This window comes from Microvirga sp. RSM25 (assembly GCF_044784385.1).
Lineage (GTDB): Bacteria > Pseudomonadota > Alphaproteobacteria > Rhizobiales > Beijerinckiaceae > Microvirga > Microvirga tunisiensis.
This window is the reverse complement of the sequence record NZ_CP173039.1, coordinates 3,020,844-3,039,711: the sequence shown is the minus strand read 5'-3', so window position 1 is coordinate 3,039,711 and position 18,868 is coordinate 3,020,844. Positions and strand designations below refer to the sequence as shown.

The 18,868-nt window shown below is 62.4% G+C and carries 19 protein-coding genes and 1 pseudogene; 16 read left to right on the top strand and 4 right to left on the bottom strand.

Annotation, left to right across the window (positions count from 1 at the left end):
• Window positions 1-27: 27 nt before the first annotated feature.
• Complete coding sequence (locus tag ACD578_RS14410) at window positions 28-267, bottom strand: hypothetical protein (protein WP_152714091.1); 240 nt, start codon at window positions 265-267, stop codon at window positions 28-30.
• Window positions 268-535: 268 nt separating this feature from the next.
• Between ACD578_RS14410 and ACD578_RS14405 the strand changes: the two genes are divergently transcribed.
• On the top strand, window positions 536-1,348 hold the full coding sequence (locus ACD578_RS14405) for a DUF1194 domain-containing protein (RefSeq protein WP_404286003.1): 813 nt from the start codon (window positions 536-538) through the stop codon (window positions 1,346-1,348).
• Between the two features lie 77 nt (window positions 1,349-1,425).
• Here ACD578_RS14405 and ACD578_RS14400 read toward each other — a convergent pair whose 3' ends face one another.
• Entirely contained in the window at window positions 1,426-2,634 is a 1,209-nt protein-coding gene (locus ACD578_RS14400) for an alpha/beta hydrolase family esterase (protein WP_404286001.1), read from the bottom strand.
• 216 nt (window positions 2,635-2,850) lie between these two features.
• Between ACD578_RS14400 and ACD578_RS14395 the strand changes: the two genes are divergently transcribed.
• Genes ACD578_RS14395 through ACD578_RS14385 form a run of 3 tightly spaced genes read left to right on the top strand, consistent with a single transcriptional unit; the run spans window position 2,851 to window position 3,876 of the window.
• A complete protein-coding gene (locus ACD578_RS14395) occupies window positions 2,851-3,105 on the top strand; it encodes a hypothetical protein (RefSeq protein ID WP_404285999.1) in 255 nt (84 codons plus the stop codon).
• Window positions 3,106-3,107: 2 nt separating this feature from the next.
• Complete coding sequence (locus ACD578_RS14390) at window positions 3,108-3,407, top strand: hypothetical protein (RefSeq protein ID WP_404285997.1); 300 nt, start codon at window positions 3,108-3,110, stop codon at window positions 3,405-3,407.
• A 7-nt stretch (window positions 3,408-3,414) separates the two neighbouring features.
• The gene (locus tag ACD578_RS14385) at window positions 3,415-3,876 is read left to right on the top strand and encodes a phage holin family protein (RefSeq protein ID WP_404285995.1); all 462 of its coding nucleotides are present in this window, start codon (window positions 3,415-3,417) and stop codon (window positions 3,874-3,876) included.
• Between the two features lie 98 nt (window positions 3,877-3,974).
• On the opposite strand, the pseudogene ACD578_RS14380 reads toward ACD578_RS14385, so the two are convergent.
• Window positions 3,975-5,824 (bottom strand): annotated as a pseudogene (locus tag ACD578_RS14380) (DEAD/DEAH box helicase).
• A 54-nt stretch (window positions 5,825-5,878) separates the two neighbouring features.
• Window positions 5,879-6,196, bottom strand: a complete 318-nt coding sequence (locus tag ACD578_RS14375) for a hypothetical protein (protein WP_404285993.1) — start codon at window positions 6,194-6,196, stop codon at window positions 5,879-5,881.
• Between the two features lie 160 nt (window positions 6,197-6,356).
• Here ACD578_RS14375 and ACD578_RS14370 point away from each other — a divergent pair, with 160 nt between their 5' ends.
• The 12 genes from ACD578_RS14370 (at window position 6,357) to ACD578_RS14315 (ending at window position 18,855) form a co-directional block, all read left to right on the top strand.
• On the top strand, window positions 6,357-7,115 hold the full coding sequence (locus ACD578_RS14370; protein WP_404285991.1) for a hypothetical protein: 759 nt from the start codon (window positions 6,357-6,359) through the stop codon (window positions 7,113-7,115).
• A 190-nt stretch (window positions 7,116-7,305) separates the two neighbouring features.
• Window positions 7,306-8,553 (top strand): extracellular solute-binding protein, encoded by a 1,248-nt coding sequence (locus ACD578_RS14365; protein WP_404285989.1) that lies wholly within the window; start codon window positions 7,306-7,308, stop codon window positions 8,551-8,553.
• Window positions 8,554-8,616: 63 nt separating this feature from the next.
• Window positions 8,617-9,549, top strand: a complete 933-nt coding sequence (locus ACD578_RS14360) for a carbohydrate ABC transporter permease (RefSeq protein WP_404285987.1) — start codon at window positions 8,617-8,619, stop codon at window positions 9,547-9,549.
• The gene (locus ACD578_RS14355; RefSeq protein WP_404285985.1) at window positions 9,546-10,400 is read left to right on the top strand and encodes a carbohydrate ABC transporter permease; all 855 of its coding nucleotides are present in this window, start codon (window positions 9,546-9,548) and stop codon (window positions 10,398-10,400) included. Before ACD578_RS14360 ends, ACD578_RS14355 begins: the two co-directional genes overlap by 4 nt.
• A gap of 9 nt (window positions 10,401-10,409) precedes the next feature.
• The gene (locus tag ACD578_RS14350; RefSeq protein ID WP_404285983.1) at window positions 10,410-11,081 is read left to right on the top strand and encodes an N-acetylmannosamine-6-phosphate 2-epimerase; all 672 of its coding nucleotides are present in this window, start codon (window positions 10,410-10,412) and stop codon (window positions 11,079-11,081) included.
• A gap of 104 nt (window positions 11,082-11,185) precedes the next feature.
• Entirely contained in the window at window positions 11,186-12,133 is a 948-nt protein-coding gene (gene msrP / locus ACD578_RS14345; protein WP_404285981.1) for a protein-methionine-sulfoxide reductase catalytic subunit MsrP, read from the top strand.
• Window positions 12,133-12,777, top strand: coding sequence for a protein-methionine-sulfoxide reductase heme-binding subunit MsrQ (gene msrQ / locus ACD578_RS14340; protein ID WP_404285979.1), 645 nt, complete (start codon window positions 12,133-12,135; stop codon window positions 12,775-12,777). The genes msrP and msrQ overlap by 1 nt, the downstream gene beginning before the upstream one ends.
• Before the next feature lie 104 nt (window positions 12,778-12,881).
• Window positions 12,882-13,658 (top strand): molybdate ABC transporter substrate-binding protein, encoded by a 777-nt coding sequence (modA, locus tag ACD578_RS14335; RefSeq protein ID WP_404293856.1) that lies wholly within the window; start codon window positions 12,882-12,884, stop codon window positions 13,656-13,658.
• Window positions 13,658-14,353: a molybdate ABC transporter permease subunit gene (gene modB, locus ACD578_RS14330; RefSeq protein ID WP_404293854.1), complete on the top strand. Its 696-nt coding sequence runs from the start codon at window positions 13,658-13,660 to the stop codon at window positions 14,351-14,353. The genes modA and modB overlap by 1 nt, the downstream gene beginning before the upstream one ends.
• Complete coding sequence (gene modC, locus ACD578_RS14325; RefSeq protein WP_404285976.1) at window positions 14,350-15,456, top strand: molybdenum ABC transporter ATP-binding protein; 1,107 nt, start codon at window positions 14,350-14,352, stop codon at window positions 15,454-15,456. Before modB ends, modC begins: the two co-directional genes overlap by 4 nt.
• Before the next feature lie 83 nt (window positions 15,457-15,539).
• Window positions 15,540-16,805, top strand: coding sequence for an aminopeptidase (locus ACD578_RS14320; RefSeq protein ID WP_404285974.1), 1,266 nt, complete (start codon window positions 15,540-15,542; stop codon window positions 16,803-16,805).
• A gap of 169 nt (window positions 16,806-16,974) precedes the next feature.
• A complete protein-coding gene (locus ACD578_RS14315) occupies window positions 16,975-18,855 on the top strand; it encodes a dipeptide ABC transporter ATP-binding protein (RefSeq protein WP_404285972.1) in 1,881 nt (626 codons plus the stop codon).
• Window positions 18,856-18,868: the final 13 nt, after the last annotated feature.

The window sequence follows — 18,868 nt, the reverse complement described above, 5'->3', positions numbered from 1 at the left end:
TCCACGTGATTTGAACGGGAACGAAGATCAGTTGAATGTGTAGCTCGGAGCCTCACCCATCTCGGCGGCCCTGGCTGCGAGCAAAAGCGCCTCGCCGAGTTCCCGGGCATGCTCGGGCGTCATGGCGACGGGCATCTGGCGGCGGATGCCGAGCTCGTATTCCTCAGGCGTGGTCGCGAGTTCGATCACCATCATCGCATCGCGGCCATCAAGTGTGCCGACGGAGAAGCTGGTGAGAGCGCCGATCAGATCCATATCCGGTTTCATGGCTGTGCCCCTTGCGTAGCGTAAGAAATCTTTACCCGAAACACCCACGCCCTGTCTGCTCTGCGTATAGAGAGTGGATTTTGTTACGTGTCCTTGAGCCCTGGAGATCCGTAACCGTGCAGGGGCTCCCGGCCTCTTGCCGGCCCTCTCGCGTAGGGAACTCCACTGTTTTATCGGCCAAGCTTGCGTATCAAATGCCCGATTGGGGCGTTGACAGATTGCAATCTTGACGGCGGTCGACGGATTGAGGGCGGGAGTGGAGGTGGTCATGGCGAATAGGCTCCTGAGTACTCTCGCGTTCTTTCTGCTCGCTGGCGATGTTCTGGCAGGCGGTCCCACCGTCCCGGAAATGCAGCTCGATGTCGCCCTCGTCATTGCCGTCGATGTGTCGTCCTCCATGGAAAGCGAGGAGCAGGGGCTTCAGCGCGAAGGCTTCATCGATGCCTTTCGCTCGTCTCTCGTCCATGAAGCGATTGAGAACGGTCTGACTGGCCGGATTGCGGTTACCTATGTCGAATGGTCGGGCGTGAAGGATCAGAGGGTCATCGTGCCCTGGATGATCATCGACAACCCTGAAAAGGCGATGTCGTTTTCCAACCAACTCGCCTATCAGCCCATCCGGCAGGCGGGCATGACATCGATCTCCGGCATCATCGACCATAGCCGCAGACTCTTCGAGCAATTGGGCGGCGCTCCGCTCCGTCGCGTCATCGACGTGTCCGGAGACGGTCCCAACAACGATGGCCGTCACGTCACCTATGCGCGCGATGAGGCGGTCGCGGACGGTATCGTCATCAACGGCTTGCCGATCATGTTCAGACGGGCCGCCGGCAGCTCGGAGCTCGAAGATCTGGATCTCTACTTCAGGGAATGTGTCATCGGCGGCGTCGGCTCTTTCGTCCTGCCCCTGCACGATCCTGAGCAATTCGCCATGATCGTCCGCACGAAAATCATGCGCGAAATCGCGGGGATTGGCGATAAGAACCCCCTGATCGTTCCGGCCCAGCAAGGAAGCATGAACTGCATCACGGGCGAAAGACGCAAGCAGGAGGATCTGCTGAGCCAGGAGAAGAAGCCCTGAGCGGCACGGATGGGAAGCCATGCGCCGAGTGACGCTTGGCTCATAGTGCTACGACGCTGCTCTCAACGTGGAGCCGCTCACTTCATGAGACCTGCCGCCTTGAGCGCCTTCGTGATCACCGACCCGATATCCAGATGGGACGCCGCCGCTTGTGTGCTCGGCTGCGGCTTACGCGGTGCGGCCTCTGCTTTCGGTGCTTCCGCCGTAGTCGGGAAAACGTGAACGGTTGCTTCCGAGACCTGTGGGACCGGCTTAGGCGCAGGACGGCCCCAGTCCTCTCTTTCGGAAGGCTCCGTCAGCCCCCAGAACTTCGCAATCCGGTAGCTCGATGAGATCCCCACATCGAGAAGGAAGGGGCCGGCGGCGCCGTAGCTGTTCTCATCGTTGCCGACGGCAAGCGGCGTGCCATGGGCCATGCCCGTTATGACATATTCCTCGATGATCTCGTTGCCCGCCGCATCGGTCCAGGCGCGCCTTGGGTAGCCGTCCACGATATCGCTGCGGCTCGGGCCGGATCGCAGGCCATGGACATTCGTCCACTGCTTGATGATCTCGCCCGCGTTCATCGGTTTGACGGTCGCATCGGCGCTGCCGTGCCACACGGAGACTTTGGGCCAAGGCCCTTTATGAGAGGACGCGTCGCGCACGAGGTTGCCCCATTCCTCTGCCGAGCGCGTCTGTCCCTGGAACATGCACTCGAAGGCTTCCGGAACGCTCGTGGCGCAGCGATAGGGAAGGCCGGCGATGATTGCGCCGCCGGCGAATACTTCCGGATAGGCTGCGAGCATGGTCGAGGTCATCGCGCCGCCGGCCGAGAGACCGGTCACGAAGACGCGGCTGCGATCGACGGCATGCTGCTGAACGGCATGCTCGATCATCCGGCGGATCGAGTGAGCCTCGCCGCGATCGCGTTCCACGTCGCCGAGCTGAAACCAGTTGAAGCAGCGATTCGGGTTGTTGGCTTCCTGTTGCTCGGCATAGAGCAGGACGAAACCATAGCGATCAGCAAGCGCCGACCAGCCCGAGCCGCGATCGTATCCGGCTGCCGTCTGCGTGCATCCATGCAGGACGACCACGAGACCGGGAGAGGGCGGAAGGATTTCCGGAACATAAGTCAGCATCCGGAGGTTGCCGGGATTGGAGCCGAAGCCGGTGACTTCCGTCAGTCGGCTTGGTGCCGATGGGCTCTCGAACGCGGCGGACGCCGCACTCGACTTGTCCATCACGGTTTCCCACTGGTGGCGGTAATGAGCCAATTGGCGAATCATCTGCCCTAAGCGCTGCATAATGACTGGGCCCTTTCAGGTACGGGGTTATCTCAAAGCTAACGCTCATATGGGGGCCTATGTTGCGACGCACAATATCTTTGGTGCAATGCAATATGGCCAGTGGCTTTCTTCCGCCCTTCTTCCCAGAAGCTTGGCCGTTCCTTGACCAAGATCAATGCTGCAGGAGACGGCACCGGCTAATCGTCCTTCATCCACTTGTCGGGCGACATGCCCTTGCAAGGGCCAAAAACCCTGCTGGATTTCGCAGGACTCGTCGAAGATCTCAAACGCACCCGTGATGAGATAAAGCTCCAGATCCATCGGGGTTCGAGAGAGATTCAGGACGAATGGTCCGAGGTCGAACAGCGCTGGACCGGTTTCGAGAGCAGGGCGCAACTCGACGAGAGTGCGCGGGACGTGGGCGACGCCATAAAGATCCCGGCATCCGAGCTTAAGGGCGCCTTCGCCAAAGTCCGAAAGGCGCTTTGATCATGACGGGTGCTGCGAACGTCCACACCGAACTCGATGCATTGCGGACCGATCTTCACAAGACCTCGGGGTCCATGCAAGCCGCGACCGCGAAAGAGCGGATTCTGCGGAAAGGCAACGATCAGGCGGCGACAGCGCCTGGACCCAAGGCCGAGTTAGAAGAGCCATTGCGCGAGTTGGGAAAGATGCCGTCCGGACATACGGGGCGCATCGACGATTTCGTGAAGGAACATCAACTGGCATCCGCCCTGGCAGCGTTCGTGCCGGGTGTCGCGGTCGGTCGATTGATGAGAAGAGCATGAGGCCATAATGGACAATGTCGCCCGCAATCTTCGCATCCTTTGGCGTGCCGAATCGATCATTGCGGATATTCGCTTCCGGCAGATGATGACTCGGTCGTTTCTGCGAGGCGCTGCGGCACTGCTGGGTGCGTTCGCCTTTCTGATGGGCAATCTGTCACTGTTCTTTGCTCTGCGGCAGGCCTGGGGCCGGAACTGGGCGGCGGCCGTGATCGCGCTTGCCAATCTTCTGCTGGCCGTTGTGATACTGATCGTCGCCCAGCGGTCGAAGCCTGGGCGGGAGATGGAGCTGGCCTTGGAGGTTCGCAATAGCGCCCTGCAGGCCCTTGAAATGGACGCACAGGTTCTGCAGCAGCAGCTCGCGGAGTTTCGTGACGAGGTTCGCGGGGTCAGGAGGCGGTCGTCGGTTTCGTCCACCACCCGCTCGACTCCGTTCTGCCGGGGCTTCTCGTGCCGCTCGCAGGCGCGGTGATCAATGGATTGAAGAAGCCGGTGTAAACCAATTCACTGATCTACGGCTCTGAAAGAACTCAGGCCGGGACATCATCATGTCCCGGCCTGCTGCTTACATCAGGAATGCTTATCCGACGAGTGCTTCTTGTCCTTCGGACGCTTGTGATCCTTCGGACCCTTGCTGTCCTTTGACTTCCCGTACGGAGGAGGTCCGCCTCTCTCCTTCGGACCTTTGCCCTTCGGCCTGTCCCAAGGCTTGCCGTCATGAGACTTGCTGTCACGGGACTTGCTGTCGCGCGGCTTACCGGGTCCGGCATCGGCCGGCTCGATACGAATGTCCTCGTCGTTGGTCTTGCGGACAGCGGAGGCGAATTTCGGCGCGTGGGACTTGACGATCTCGAACTTCGTCTCGCGGTCGAAGATCTTGATCGAGCCGATCTCCTTCTTCGTCACGTGGCCCAGGCGGCAAATGATCGGCAGCAGCCAGCGAGGATCGGCGTTGTTGCGCCGCCCGACGCTCATGCGGAACCATACCATGTCCTCGGACGAGCGCTCGAACCCGCCCTCGGACGAATCCCGGCCTCTGTCCTTGAAGCCGTGCTCGCGCTCATCCTGCCGCTCGCGCTTGTCCTTGCGCTGGCGCGGCTCGCGGTCCGGGCCCGTATCCACGATCTCCTCGGGAGCAGGCAGCCGTGAACGATTGAAGCGCACCAGGGCATTGGCGATCTCTTCGGCCGAACGCTCTGCGAGGAGCGCCCGCGCCATGACAAGATCCTCCTCCGTCGTCTCCTCGGTGAAGATCGGATCCTGCATCAGCCGCTCCCGGTCGCGCAGGCGGATTTCGTCTGCAGAGGGGGGCCGGCCCAGGTCACGTCGACACCTGCCATGTCCACGAGGCGCTCGGCCTTGCGGCGGCGGGTATAGGGCACCAGCAGCACGCAGGTGCCCTTGCGCCCGGCGCGGCCCGTGCGGCCGCTGCGGTGCAGGAGCGTTTCGTGATCGTTCGGCAGATCGAAATGGATCACGAGACCGAGATCGGGAAGGTCGATGCCGCGTGCCGCCACATCGGTGGCGACGCAGACCCGGGCGCGCCCGTCGCGGAGTGCCTGCAACGCGTGGGTGCGCTCGCTCTGGGTCAGCTCGCCCGAAAGGGCAACAGCCAGGAAGCCGCGCTCGAGCAGGCTGGCATGCAGGTGCCGCACCGCCTCGCGGGTGTGGCAGAACACCATGGCGCCGCGACTCTCGTAAAAGCGCAGCACGTTGACCACCGCATGCTCGACTTCGTTGGGCGCAATCCTGAGCGCGCGATAGTCGATATCGCCGTGCGGCTGGTTCTGGACCAGGGTGTCGATGCGGTGTGCTTCGCGCTGGTAGCGCCGAGCAAGGGCCACGATGTTCTTCGGCAGGGTCGCGGAGAACAGCAGCGTGCGGCGGTCCTCCGGCGTGGCGTCGAGGATGAACTCCAGGTCCTCACGGAAGCCGAGATCGAGCATTTCATCGGCCTCGTCGAGCACCACGACGCGCATCTTCGAGGTGTCGAGACGGCCGCGCTCCAGGTGGTCGCGCAGGCGGCCCGGGGTGCCGACGACGATATGGCAGCCATCGGCAAGTGCCCGCTGCTCGCGGCGCACGTCCATGCCGCCGACGCAGGAGACGACCCGCGCGCCGGCCGGACCGTAGAGCCAGATGAGCTCCCGGTTGACCTGGAGGGCGAGCTCGCGGGTCGGTGCGATGATCAGGGCCAGCGGCTCGCCCGGCGCGTCGAAACGCTCGGCATCACCCAACAGGGTGGAGGCCATGGCGAGGCCGTAGGCGACGGTCTTGCCGGAGCCGGTCTGGGCAGAGACGAGAAGGTCACGATCGAGAGCATCCGGCTGCAGCACGGCGGCCTGGACGGGGGTCGGATCGTTGTAGCCTCGATCGGCAAGGGCGCGCTCGAGGCTGGAATTGGTCTTGGGAAAAGGCATGTGAATAGGGCTGAACCGTGTCTGGGGAGCCTACGAGGGCTCCGGTAAGGATGATCAGCTAGAGGCTGCGGCGTCGTCAATTTCGTCGATGGACACCAGGAACACGACATCGATATCGAGGTCGTCGTCATAGTCTTCGTCGCCTTCGTCGACCTCGTCCTCTTCGTCCAGGGCCTCATAGAAGGCATCGATCTCGTGTTCCGATGCGGGCCGTGTCGTCAAGGCAGCTGAGCCGTCCCAGAGGGAGCGGCCCTCGCTCTTAAACGATTTCAGGTCATCTTTAAAGCTCTCGCTGAGAAAGAGTTCGCGGGCTTGCCCCTCATCTGCGTTCGTCACGGCAACCGCCTTGCCGGCTATCTCCAGGGTGACCATGGCTTTCCCTTCGCCAATACATGTTGATCAAAGCACTAACGCCTAGGTCTCGGATTCGATCAACCTGAACATTCCTAAGCCCGTTGAGCTTTGGGAAGGATGTGAAAAGCACTTAAGACCAGTATAGACACGAGGCGACCAATATGAGACCAGTTAGGCCGTGAACGCGACTGGCCCCATCTCCCGTTTCCGGTCTCTGGACCGGCTGTCCCTGCCAGGCTCCCGTGTCAATGAGGACGGGATCGGCCTGTGCGGGCCTTTTGCCTGGGTGATCGACGGCGCGACCGGCTTGTCCGATGAGCAATTCACCTCCGGAGGCAGCGATGCCGCCTGGCTCGCCGGCTTGGTCGGTGACCGGCTGATGGACCTCGCCGGAGAAGAGGGCGATGCGGTCATGAGCCGCCTTGAAGCCGATATTCATTCCATCTTCCGAGAAACCACGGCCCATGTCTTGGAAGTCGGCGACCACCATGCTCCCTCTGCCTGCCTGGGCCTGGTCGAGGTCCATCCAGGGGAGGGCGGACAGGACAGGGTCCAGGGCTGTTTCCTGGGTGACGTGATCGCCCTCGTGCCCACGGAGCGAGGAATCGTTCGGTGGACCGACGAACGGGCCAAGCCTTTCGAGAAGAAGACGCTGGCTGCCCTCGGAGCGCGGGAGCACGCGCCGGGCTCCATCCCCGAGGCGGTGAAGCGCCAGATCCTCGAGAACCGCACCAAGCTCAATCGACCGGACGGCTACTGGGTCGTGAATCCGCTCCGGCCCTGGGCCGGCCGCGAGCTGCGGTTCGAGGCGCAGGTGAAGCCGGGCGAGCCCATCGTGCTTGCCACCGACGGTTTCATGCGGCTCGTGGATGTGTTCGAGCTTACTCGGACACCGCCCTTCATGCCCGGCTTGCTGCGGGCAAGGGTCCTGATCTGATGAAGGAGTTGCGGGAAAGAGAGCGGAGCGACCTTCTGGCGGCCGCTTATCCGCGTGTTAAGACCCACGACGACGCGACGTTTCTCGTCATCGCAGCCGAGCCATATGGCTGAAGAAATTCCGCCGGGCGTGCCTGAAAATCATACCCGGCGGTGGGAGGACAAGGACTTCAACAATGAGGGAACTGACAATGAAACTGACCCGACGCATTCTGATGGGCGCTGCAGCCGGCGGCTTCCTGTTCTCAGGCACCGCCGCCATGGCCCAGACCGAGCTGACCTTCTGGAGCTGGCGCCAGGAAGACAAGGCCTTCTACCAGGACATCATCAAGAAGTTCCAGGCGAAGGAGCCCGGGATCACGGTGAAGTTCGAGACCTACGCGCCTGAGAACTACCAGACCATCCTGTCCACGGCGCTCGCCGCCGGCCGCGGTCCGGACGTGATCCAAGCGCGTGCCTATGGCAACCTTGAGACCATCGCGACCCCCGGCTACCTGCTCGCCCTCGACAAGCAGAACGTGCCCGAACTGGCAAACTTCCCGGAAGCCGCGCTCGTGGCCGAGACCCTGCGCTCGGACGGCAAGGTCTATGCGATTCCGTTCGCCATGCAGGCCCAGCTCGTCGTCTACAACAAGAAGATCTTCAAGGATGCCGGCGTGAACCCGCCAAAGACCTGGGACGAGATGATGACTCTCGCCCAGGCGCTTAAGGCCAAGAACATCAATCCGTTCTCCAACGGCACGGCAACGGCCTGGCAGAACGAGACCATCGTCGGCGGCCTGCTCTCGTCCATGCTCGGCAAGGAATTCGAGGCCGACATCGTCTCCGGCAAGGCGAACTTCACCGATCCGCGCTTCGTCAGCGCCCTCGGCAAGCTGAAGGACATCAGCCAGTACTTCGCGCCGAACTTTATCGGCGTGGATTATCCGTCCTCGCAGCAGCTCTTCGTGGCGGGCCGCGCGGCCATGTTCGCGGGCGGTTCCTATGAGGTGGCGAACTTCAAGAACCAGAACCCCACGCTCGATCTCGGCGTGTTCCCGGCTCCCGTCCTGAAGGCCGGCGACCAGGCGCTGATCGCCACCTATTATGACGGCGGCTATGCAGTGAACGCCAAGACCGAGAAGAAGGACGCCGCGCTCAAGTTCGTGCGTTTCCTGGCCACGCCGGAATACGGCACGGCCTTCACCAACACGCTCAAGAACCTGTCGCCGATCAAGGGCATCAAGATCGAGGACCCGATCACGCAGGATGTGGCGAAGCTCGCCGAGAACTCCATGTCCTACCTGATGCTCGTGCGCTTCCGCTATCAGGAGCCGAGCGGTTCGGTGCTGCTGCAGTCGAACGTGCAGAAGATGCTCGCCGGCCAGCAGACCCACGAGCAGGCCGCTGCCGAGATCAACAAGGGCATCGCGACCTACTACAAGCCGTTCCAGAAGTAAGACATAGACAAGGAGGCGGCGGGTCTTGGGGTCTGCCGCCTTTTTCTGAAAGAATGCACATCCATGCCCGTCTCGCCGAAACAGGCCCGCACGCTGAAGCACCAATTGTGGGTGGCGTTTCTCGTCGTCCCGCCCATCATCTTCATGTCGCTGTTCGTGGTCTATCCGATCCTGTCGGCCTTCGCCTATGCCTTCTATGATTGGCAGGGACTGGCACGCGGTGAATTCGTCGGCCTGAAGAATTTCAAGGAAGTGCTGTTCGGCGCCACCATGGCGCCGGTGGTGTGGAACGCCTTCCTGCACAACGTCTATGCGCTGATCGCGCTGATGATCCTCCAGAACGGCGGCGGGTTCTTTCTCGCCTGGCTTCTCTACAAGGAGCCTTTCGGCTTTCGCTTCCACCGCGTGGCGGTATTCGTGCCGGTGGTGCTGTCGACGATCATCGTCGGCTTCCTTTGGAAGCTTTTCCTGAATCCGAATTTCGGCATCATCAATCAGGCCCTTTATTCCCTCGGCTTGGATGCCTTGGCCAAGCCGTGGCTCGGCGATTCCTCGACGGCGCTCGGTGCGCTCATTCTCGCCAATGCCTGGCACTTCGTCGGCTTCCCGGCTCTCGTCTATCTCGCTGGCATGCAGCGCATTCCGCTGGAAATCATCGAGGCGGCGCGGCTCGACGGCACCAATGAGTGGCAGCTTCTGAGGAATATCGTGTGGCCCCTGGTGGCGCCGAGCACCACCATCCTCTTCACGCTGCTCTTCATCGGCGCGTTCAACTGGTTCGAGATCCCTTACGTGATGGTAGGGCTCGACGGCTCGCCCTTCGGTTCCACGGACGTTCTGGGCCTCGTCTTCTACCGCACGGCCTTCGGCAACCAGAGCGCCAGCATCCAGAACTTCGGCATGGGTTCGGCCCTCGCCACGCTCCTCTTCCTCTTCATCGTCGTCTTCGCGTCCATGCTGACCCTGTGGCTGCGCCGTCGGGAGATCCAGTTTTGACCGCTATCACCAACGATACGCCAGCAGCGCGCCAAGCGATTCCCTTCGTCTTGCTCGCTCAGGTCATCCTGATCGCGAACTCCTTCATCATGCTCTATCCGGTCGTGGTGATGGTGCTCTCCGCCTTCAAGACGACGGGCGAGATCTTCGAGCATCCCTTCGCCTTGCCCGATTTCACGCAGGTGCAGAACTTCGCCAAGGTGCTCGGCGAGACCGCGATGCCGACCTATTTCGTCAACTCGATCCTCGTCACGGGCACCTCGATCATCCTGATCCTCGTTCTCGGCACCATGGCGGGCTATGCGGTGGCGCGCTACGAGTCGCGCACCAACACCTTCATCCTGCTGTTCTTCCTGGCAGGCCTGATGCTGCCGCTGAAGTTAGCGGTGATCCCGCTGTTCATCCTGCTGCGGGATCTCGGTCTGCTCGACAGCCGCTGGAGCCTGATCGTCACTTATACCGCCATCGGCCTGCCTTCGACCGTATTCATCATGGCGGGCTTCCTGCGCACGTTGCCGTCAGAACTCGAGGATGCGGCGCGCATCGACGGTGCCTCCGAGCCTCGCATCATGTGGTCGGTCATGCTGCCACTGGCGCGCCCGCCCATGGCGATTGCCGCTATTCAGAACGCGGTGCCGATCTGGAACGACTTCTTCTTCCCACTGGTCTTCATCCAGACCGATGCGCGCAAGACCCTGCCGCAGGGACTAACCACCTTCATGGGCGAATACACCACCGATTGGGGCATGCTGTTTGCCGGCCTCACCATCGCGGCGGCTCCCATCACGCTCCTCTACATCGCTCTGTCACGCCAGTTCATCCAGGGCATGACGGCCGGTGCAGTGAAGTAAGGTGAACCCATGCTGATTCCGAAAGGCGCCCTCGTCGTCTCCTGCCAAGCGCGGGCCGACAACCCATTGCACGGTCCAGTTTATATGACCGCCATGGCGCAGGCTGCGCAGGCCGGCGGCGCCGGGGGCATCCGGGCCAACGGCGAGGCGGACGTGGCGGCGATCCGCGCCGTGACGAGGCTTCCGATCATTGGAATCGCCAAGGTATGGGACGACCGCTTCCCGGTCTATATCACTCCAGGTTTTGAGCAGGCGGCACAGATTGCGAAAGCAGGCGCCGACATCGTCGGGCTCGACGCCACGCCGCGTCCGCGCGATGGCGAGCCTGTGGAGCGCCTGATCGGGCGGATCCGTGCGGAACTCGGCAAGGAGGTCTTTGCCGATATCGCCACGCTCGAGGAGGGACAGGCCGCCCATGCCGCCGGCGCGACCTATGTCGCGACCACGCTCTCCGGCTACACGGAGGAAACGGCGTCCCGCAAGACTGAAGGTCCCGATCTGGAGCTTCTGTCGGCTCTCGTGGCCGAGATCCCGGCACCTATCGTTGCGGAAGGGCGGTTCGATACGCCGGATCTCGTCGCGGAAGCTTTCAGGCGTGGGGCCCATGCGGTGGTGGTGGGCACCGCCATCACGAATCCGCGCGAAATAACACGCAATTTCGTTCGTGCCATCTCGTTCTAGCTCATCGTCCTGGCTCAAAAAGAAAGTTTGTAACGGAAACGTGAGACCACCACTGGCGTTCTCGGGTGTACCCATTCACAATGGGTTCCAAACGAGGTGATGCCGTGCTGATCCGCCGCCCTACCGATATCCTGCCTTCCGAGATCACGCCCCGGGCGATCTATCTCAGCCGCCGCCAATGGATGGCCGGCGCCGCCGGGCTCACTCTGGCCGCCGCCGCCCTGCCGAAGGGCCTGGAAGCAGCACCCCTCTCCGCCGCCAAGAGCCCCTTCTCCACAGATGAGAAGAAGACGAGCCGTGAGGACGTCACGAGCTACAACAATTACTATGAGTTCGGGACCGGCAAGGAGGACCCGGCGGCGAAAGCCGGCAGCCTCAAGAACTCGCCCTGGACGGTCAAGGTCGACGGGATGGTGGGCAAGCCCGCCGAGTTCGCCATCGAGGATCTCATCAGGTCGTCGGCCCTGGAGGAGCGCATCTACCGCATGCGTTGCGTCGAAGGCTGGTCCATGGTCATCCCCTGGGTCGGTTTCCCGCTCGCTGATCTTATCAAACGCGTGGAGCCCTTGGGCAGTGCGAAATACGTGGCCTTCGAGACCGCCTATCGCCCTGAGGAGATGCCGGGCGTCCAATCCATGTTTCCGGTGCTCGACTGGCCCTATGTGGAGGGCCTGCGTCTCGACGAGGCCATGAACCCGCTCGCCATCCTAGCGGTCGGCCTTTATGGCGAGACGCTGCCGAACCAGAACGGTGCGCCGATCCGCCTCGTAGTGCCGTGGAAATACGGATTCAAAGGGATCAAGTCGATCACGCGCATCAGCTTCGTCGACAAGCAGCCCGAGACATCCTGGAACAAGCAGGCTCCGAGCGAATACGGCTTCTTTGCCAACGTGAACCCAAGCGTGGACCATCCCCGCTGGAGCCAGGCGACCGAGCGGCGCATCGGGGAGGGCGGCCTGTTCGTGAAGCGCCGTCCGACTCTGATGTTCAACGGCTACGCCGAGCAGGTCGCGAGCCTTTACGCCGGCATGGATCTGCGGAAGCTCTACTAATGGCGGGACGAGCCTCTGTTCAGGCAGACAAGAAAAGCTTTACGCTGCCTCAGGTGCCGAAGATCGCGATCTATCTCGTCGGCTTCATCCCGGCGGTCTGGCTGTTCTATGCCGGCATCACCGATCAGCTTGGGGCCGATCCGATGCGCTACCTGGAACAAGGGCTCGGCCTTTGGGCCCTGCGCTTCCTGATCGCGACCCTGACGATTACGCCCCTGCGCCAGCTCTTCAGCATCAACCTGCTGCGCTATCGCCGGGCTCTCGGGCTGCTCGCCTTCTACTATGCCGCCCTGCATCTGACCACCTATCTTGTGCTCGACCAGGGGCTTGATGTCGCGGCCATCGTCGCCGACATCGTGAAGCGGCCGTACATCACCATCGGCATGGCGACCTTCATCATTCTCGTGCCCCTGGCTATGACCTCCAACAATGCCGCGATCCGGCGTATGGGAGGTCAGGCTTGGGCGAAGCTGCACCGCCTAGTCTATGTGGCGGCTATCGGCGCGGCGCTGCATTTCCTGCTCGTGGTGAAATCCTGGCCTCCCGAGCCGCTCGTTTATGCGGCCATCGTGGCCGTGTTGCTCGGCTATCGTCTACTGCGCTCCATGGTGAAGAAGACGTCTCCTCGGCGGCGTCCCGCTTGAACGCGCGGCTTACTCGGCTAGGATGCGCCCGGTAAGGACAGGGCTTACCCTTGAGCAAGAAGACCATCCATCCAGCGGGCGTTATCGTCGGGGCATTCGCCAGAATGCTTGTGGCCGGGCTGATCTTCGCGGCCATGGCGCTGATCGGAGGAGCCTCGGCCCAAGCCAAGGACGTCGTGGTCTTTGCCGCGGCCAGCCTGAAGAATGCGCTCGATGACGCCGGTGCCGCATGGATGCGCGACACCGGCCGGCGGGTTGTCTTCTCCTATGCGGCGAGCAACGCGCTCGCCAAGCAGATCGAGGCCGGCGCTCCCGCCGATCTTTTCTTCTCAGCCGATCTCGATTGGATGGATTACCTCGCCTCCAAGAGCCTGATCCGATCCGAGAGCCGCATCGGCCTCGTCGGCAATTCCCTCGTGCTCGTCGCACCGAAGGGATCGACGATTCAGGTGGCACTGCAGCCCGGCATCGATCTCGCGCCGATCCTCGGCAGCGGCCGTCTCGCGATGGGCCATGTGGAGGCGGTTCCTGCAGGAAAATACGGCAAGGCGGCTCTGGAGTATCTCGGCGCCTGGGAGGGCGTGAAAAGCCGGATCGCGCAGGCCGACAATGTCCGTGCCGCGCTCCTTCTCGTCTCCCGTGGCGAAGCGCCCTTAGGGATCGTCTACAAGACAGACGCTGTCTCGGATCCGAACGTGAAGATTGCCGCGACATTCCCGACGGGTAGCCATCCATCGATTGTCTATCCCGTGGCGCTCACAAGGGATTCGACCAATCCTGATGCCGTGTCGTTCCTGGCATTCCTGCGCTCGGCCCAGGCCAAGCCTTTGTTTGAGAAGCAAGGCTTCACCGTCATCAACACCGCAGGTTCCGGTTCGTGATGGATGGGTTGACTCCCGAGGAATGGACGGCGGTTCGCCTGAGCCTGAAAGTCGCGCTCGTTGCGATGGCGGCGAGCCTCATACCCGGCGTCGCCATCGCCTTTGCCCTGGAGCGCGGGCGCTTCTGGGGGCGGCAAGCCCTTGATGTGATCGTCCATCTGCCTCTCGTGCTGCCGCCGGTCGTTGTCGGCTGGTTTCTTCTCATCGGCTTCGGACGGCGCGGGCCAATCGGCTCGTTTCTCGCCGAGCAGTTCGGCATCGTCCTGTCGTTTCGCTGGACGGGCGCTGCGCTTGCCTGCGCCATCATGGGCTTTCCGCTGCTGGTGCGCGCCATCCGCCTGTCCATCGCATCGGTCGACCGCAAGCTCGAAGATGCTGCCGGCACATTGGGCGCGCATCCGGCCTGGGTTTTCGCTGTCGTGACACTGCCGCTGATCCTTCCCGGCATCATCGCCGGAATGGTGCTGTCCTTTGCCAAGGCAATGGGCGAGTTCGGCGCAACCATCACTTTCGTGTCCAACATTCCCGGCGAAACGCAGACAATCCCGACGGCCATCTATGCCTACACACAGGTGCCGGGAGGCGAGGGCGGTGTGATGCGGCTCACGGTCGTCTCCATCGTCATTTCCATCGCAGCACTCTGGCTCTCCGAATGGCTGGCGCGGCGCGTTCGGCGACGGGTTCACGCGTCATGATCCTCGATGTCGATATCCGGCATGTACAAGGCGCCTTCAGCCTCCACGCGCGCTTCCAGTCGGACGGAAAGCTCACCGCGCTCTTCGGGCCGTCAGGTTCCGGTAAGACGACGATCGTAAGCGCCATCGGGGGTCTCGTGCGGTTCAACCACGGCAGGATCGTCGTGCAGGGACAGGTGCTCGTCGATACGAAGGCAAACGTCTTCGTGCCGAAGCACAAGCGGCGGATCGGCTACGTGTTCCAGGAGGGACGTCTCTTTCCGCATCTCAACGTGCGGCAGAACCTGCTCTTCGGCCGCTGGTTCACGCCCAGACATGCCAGGAAGACGAGCTTCGATCATATCGTCGATCTTCTCGGCATCGGCCATCTGCTCGAGCGGCGGCCATCCACGTTGTCGGGTGGCGAGAAGCAGCGGGTCGCGATCGGGCGGGCGCTTCTGGCCGATCCGCAATTGCTGCTGATGGACGAGCCGCTCGCCTCTCTCGACGAAGCGCGCAAGGCCGAGATCTACCCGTATATCGAGCGACTGCGTGACGAGGGCGAGGTGCCCATCGTTCTCGTCAGCCATTCGGTGGCCGAGATTGCGCGGCTTGCCACATCCATCGTCGTTCTGTCCGAGGGCCACGTGACGGCTTCGGGTCCGGCATTTGACATCCTCCGGCACACCCATCTCTTCGCGCAAACCGGCCTCGCAGAGGCGGGGGCACTGATCGAGGCCCAGGTATTGCGGCATGAGGAATCCTTCGGTCTGACCGTGTTGCAGATCAAGGCTGGAACACTGAGGGTGCCGCACCTGACGTATCCCACCGGCACAGGCCTGCGCGTGCGTCTGCGCGCGCGCGACATCATGCTGTCTCTGCAAAAGCCCATAGACATGAGCGCCTTGAATGTATTGCCGGGACTTATTTCCTCGATCGAACATGCCGAGGGGCCGAGCGTGGATGTGCAACTCGATTGCAGCGGAGACCACCTTGTCGCCCGTGTGACCCGGAAATCGGTGGAAGAGCTTGGCCTGAAGCCGGGGCTTCCCGTCCATGCCATCATCAAGAGCATCGCCTTCGACCCGGAGGCTCTCGGCGCGGTCAAGCCGCAGCATATGTGAGATTTTCGCCCATCGAGGTTGCACCGGCGGCAGAGGCGTGTAGCCTCTCCAGCCATCTTTTTCCGCTTCGAGAGCCTCAGATCATGAACGAACAATTCCGGAACCCGGCCGATGCCACGTCCCATGCCAAGCTTCTCGACCGCTTGGCGGAAGTCGCCGTCCGTGTCGGGCTCGGGCTGAAGCCCGGGCAGGAATTGGTCGTGACGGCTCCGCTCGATGCCGTCGCACTCGTGCGGCGCATCACGGAACATGCCTATAAAGCCGGTGCCTCCCTCGTCACGACGGTCCTCTCCGACGAGGAGAGCACGCTCATGCGCTTCCGCCACGGACGCAACGAGGGTTTCGACACGGCGCCGACCTGGCTCTACGAAGGCATGGCGGCCGCCTACAAGAATGGTGCGGCGCGGCTTGCCATCGTCGGCGAGGACCCGTCGCTTCTTGCCAAGGAGGATCCGGAAAAGGTCTCCCGCGCCAACCGGGCCCGCTCCAAGGCCTATATGCCGGCCCTCAACATGATTGCCGGCTTCGACATCAACTGGACGATCGTCGCCGCCGCGACGCCTGCCTGGGCCAAGACCGTGTTCCCGGACGATCCGGAGGACGTGGCCGTCTCCAAGCTCTGGCAGGCAATTTTCTCGGCCTCCCGCGTCGATACGCCGGATCCCATCGCCGCATGGGAGAAGCACAACGCAGACCTCCAGGCGCGCACGCGCATGCTGAACGACAAGAACTATGCCGCGCTCCATTTCCGAGGCCCCGGCACGGACCTGCGTGTCGGCTTGGCAGACGGGCATGAATGGAACGGCGGTTCGACCGCGGCGAAGAACGGGATCGTCTGTAATGCCAATATCCCGACCGAGGAGGTCTTCACCACGCCGCACAAGGACCGGGTGGATGGTTATGTGACCAGCACCAAGCCGCTCTCTTACAACGGCACTCTGATCCAGGACATTCAGGTACGGTTCGCGGGTGGGCGCATCGTCGAGAGCAAGGCGCGCACCGGAGAGGCTGTACTGAACAAAGTTCTCGATACCGACGAGGGCGCGCGCCGCCTCGGCGAAGTGGCCCTGGTGCCGTTTTCCTCGCCAATCTCGCAAAGTGGGCTTCTCTTCTTCAACACCCTGTTCGACGAGAATGCCTCCAGTCACATTGCCCTTGGCCAAGCCTACAGCAAGTGCATCCGCAACGGCGGAACGATGAGCGAGGACGAACTCGCGTCGCATGGCTCCAACAAGAGCCTGATCCACATCGATTGGATGATCGGCTCCGATCAGATAGACGTGGATGGTATCACACAGGACGGCAGGGCCGAGCCGCTCATGCGGGGCGGTGAATGGGTTACGCAGTAACAAAGATCTGGCATTTTTCGCCCGGCCGGATCTATGATCCTGGCGATTGCCTGGTCTGACGCAAACAGTGCTTGACGTATCGGCACGATGACTGTGATGGATTGCAGGTATCAAAGAGGTACTGATCCAACTTCCGGTGGGGTCAGTACCTTCTCACGAGCGTGGATGGATGTCGGACACTGCCAATCGTAGGTCTCAGGACCAATCTCTCCTGTCGGTTCGCTCCCTGTCGGTGGAGTTTGGAACGGGAAGCGGAGCCTTCAAGGCCGTCAAGGACGTCAGCTTCGATGTGCAGCCGGGCAGGACCCTGGCCGTCGTCGGCGAGTCGGGATCGGGCAAATCCGTCACCTCCCTGGCGATCATGCGTCTGACCGATTATACGGGCGGGGGCATCACCGGCGGGCAGGTGCTGTTCCGTCCAGATGGCGGAGCGGCGATCGATCTCGTCAAGGCGTCCGACAGCAAACTCCGGGAGATCCGCGGCAACGACATCGCGATGATCTTCCAGGAGCCGATGACGTCGCTCAATCCCGTCTTCACCATCGGCAACCAGATTTCCGAGACCCTGATCCTGCACCAGGGCCTCAACGGACGCGATGCGCGCCTGCGGGCGAAGGACCTGCTGCAGAAGGTGCGCTTGCCCGACGCGGACAGGCTGCTCGACCGCTATCCGCACCAGCTCTCCGGCGGCATGCGCCAGCGCGTGATGATCGCCATGGCGCTCGCCTGCAATCCGAAGCTTCTGATTGCCGACGAGCCGACGACGGCGCTCGACGTGACGATCCAGGCGCAGATCCTCAACATCATCCGCGATCTGCAACAGGAGATGGGCACCGCGGTCATCTTCATCACGCACGACATGGGCGTGGTCGCCGAGATGGCCGACGACGTGGTGGTGATGTGGAAGGGCGAGAAGGTGGAGCAGGCGCCGGTGCGCGACATCTTCGCAGCACCCCGGCATCCTTATACCAGAGCCCTTCTCTCCGCCGTGCCACGCCTGGGCAGTTTGAAAGGGCAGCCGCTGCCCAAGCGCACGCCCGTCATGGTGATGGATGGCGGTGTGGCCAAGCCCGTCGGCGACACCCATGAACAGAACACCGCCGATTACACGAAGCCGATCCTTCAGGTGGAGAAGCTCACGACCCGCTTCGATGTGGGCAAGACCTTCTTCGGCCGCGTGACCCATCGGGTTCATGCGGTGGAAGAGGTGAACTTCGACATCTATCCCGGCGAGACACTGGCGCTGGTCGGCGAGTCCGGCAGCGGCAAATCCACCATCGGGCGCACGCTGCAGCAGCTCGTCGAGCCGACGGGCGGCACGGTCCGCTTCGATGGGCGCGACATGGCGGCCATGAGCCAGGGCGAGCGGCGGCGCCTACGGCAGCAGATCCAGTATATCTTCCAGGATCCCTTCGCCTCGCTCGATCCGCGTCACACGGTGGGCTACAGCATTGCAGAGCCGATCATCGTTCACGGCCTGATCACAGACCGGAAGGCGCGCGAGCGGCGCGTGCACGAATTGCTGGAGCAGGTCGGTCTGCAACCGCAGCATGCCAAGCGTTACCCGCATGAGTTTTCGGGTGGTCAGCGCCAGCGCATCTGCATCGCACGAGCGCTGGCGAGCAATCCGAAACTTGTCATCGCGGATGAGTCCGTGTCAGCTCTCGACGTCTCGATTCAGGCGCAGATCATCAACCTGCTGATGGAGCTGCAGGAGAAGAAGCGGCTGTCCTATCTTTTCATCACGCATGACATGGCTGTGGTTGAGAAGATCAGCCATCGAGTCGCGGTGATGTATCTTGGCCAGATCGTCGAGCTTGGGCCACGTCAGGCGGTCTTCGAGAACCCGCAGCATTCCTATACGCGCAAGCTGCTCGCGGCGGTGCCGATTGCGGATCCGCAGCGAGAGCGGGCCAAGACGCGGATCGAGGGCGAGATCCCAAGTCCCGTGCGTCCGGTCGGGCAGGAGCCTGCCATTCATCGCATGCGCGAAGTGGAGCCGGGACATTGGGTTGCGATCGAGGCCGACCAGCTTCTCGGGGCTGCGTGACATACGGTTTTCC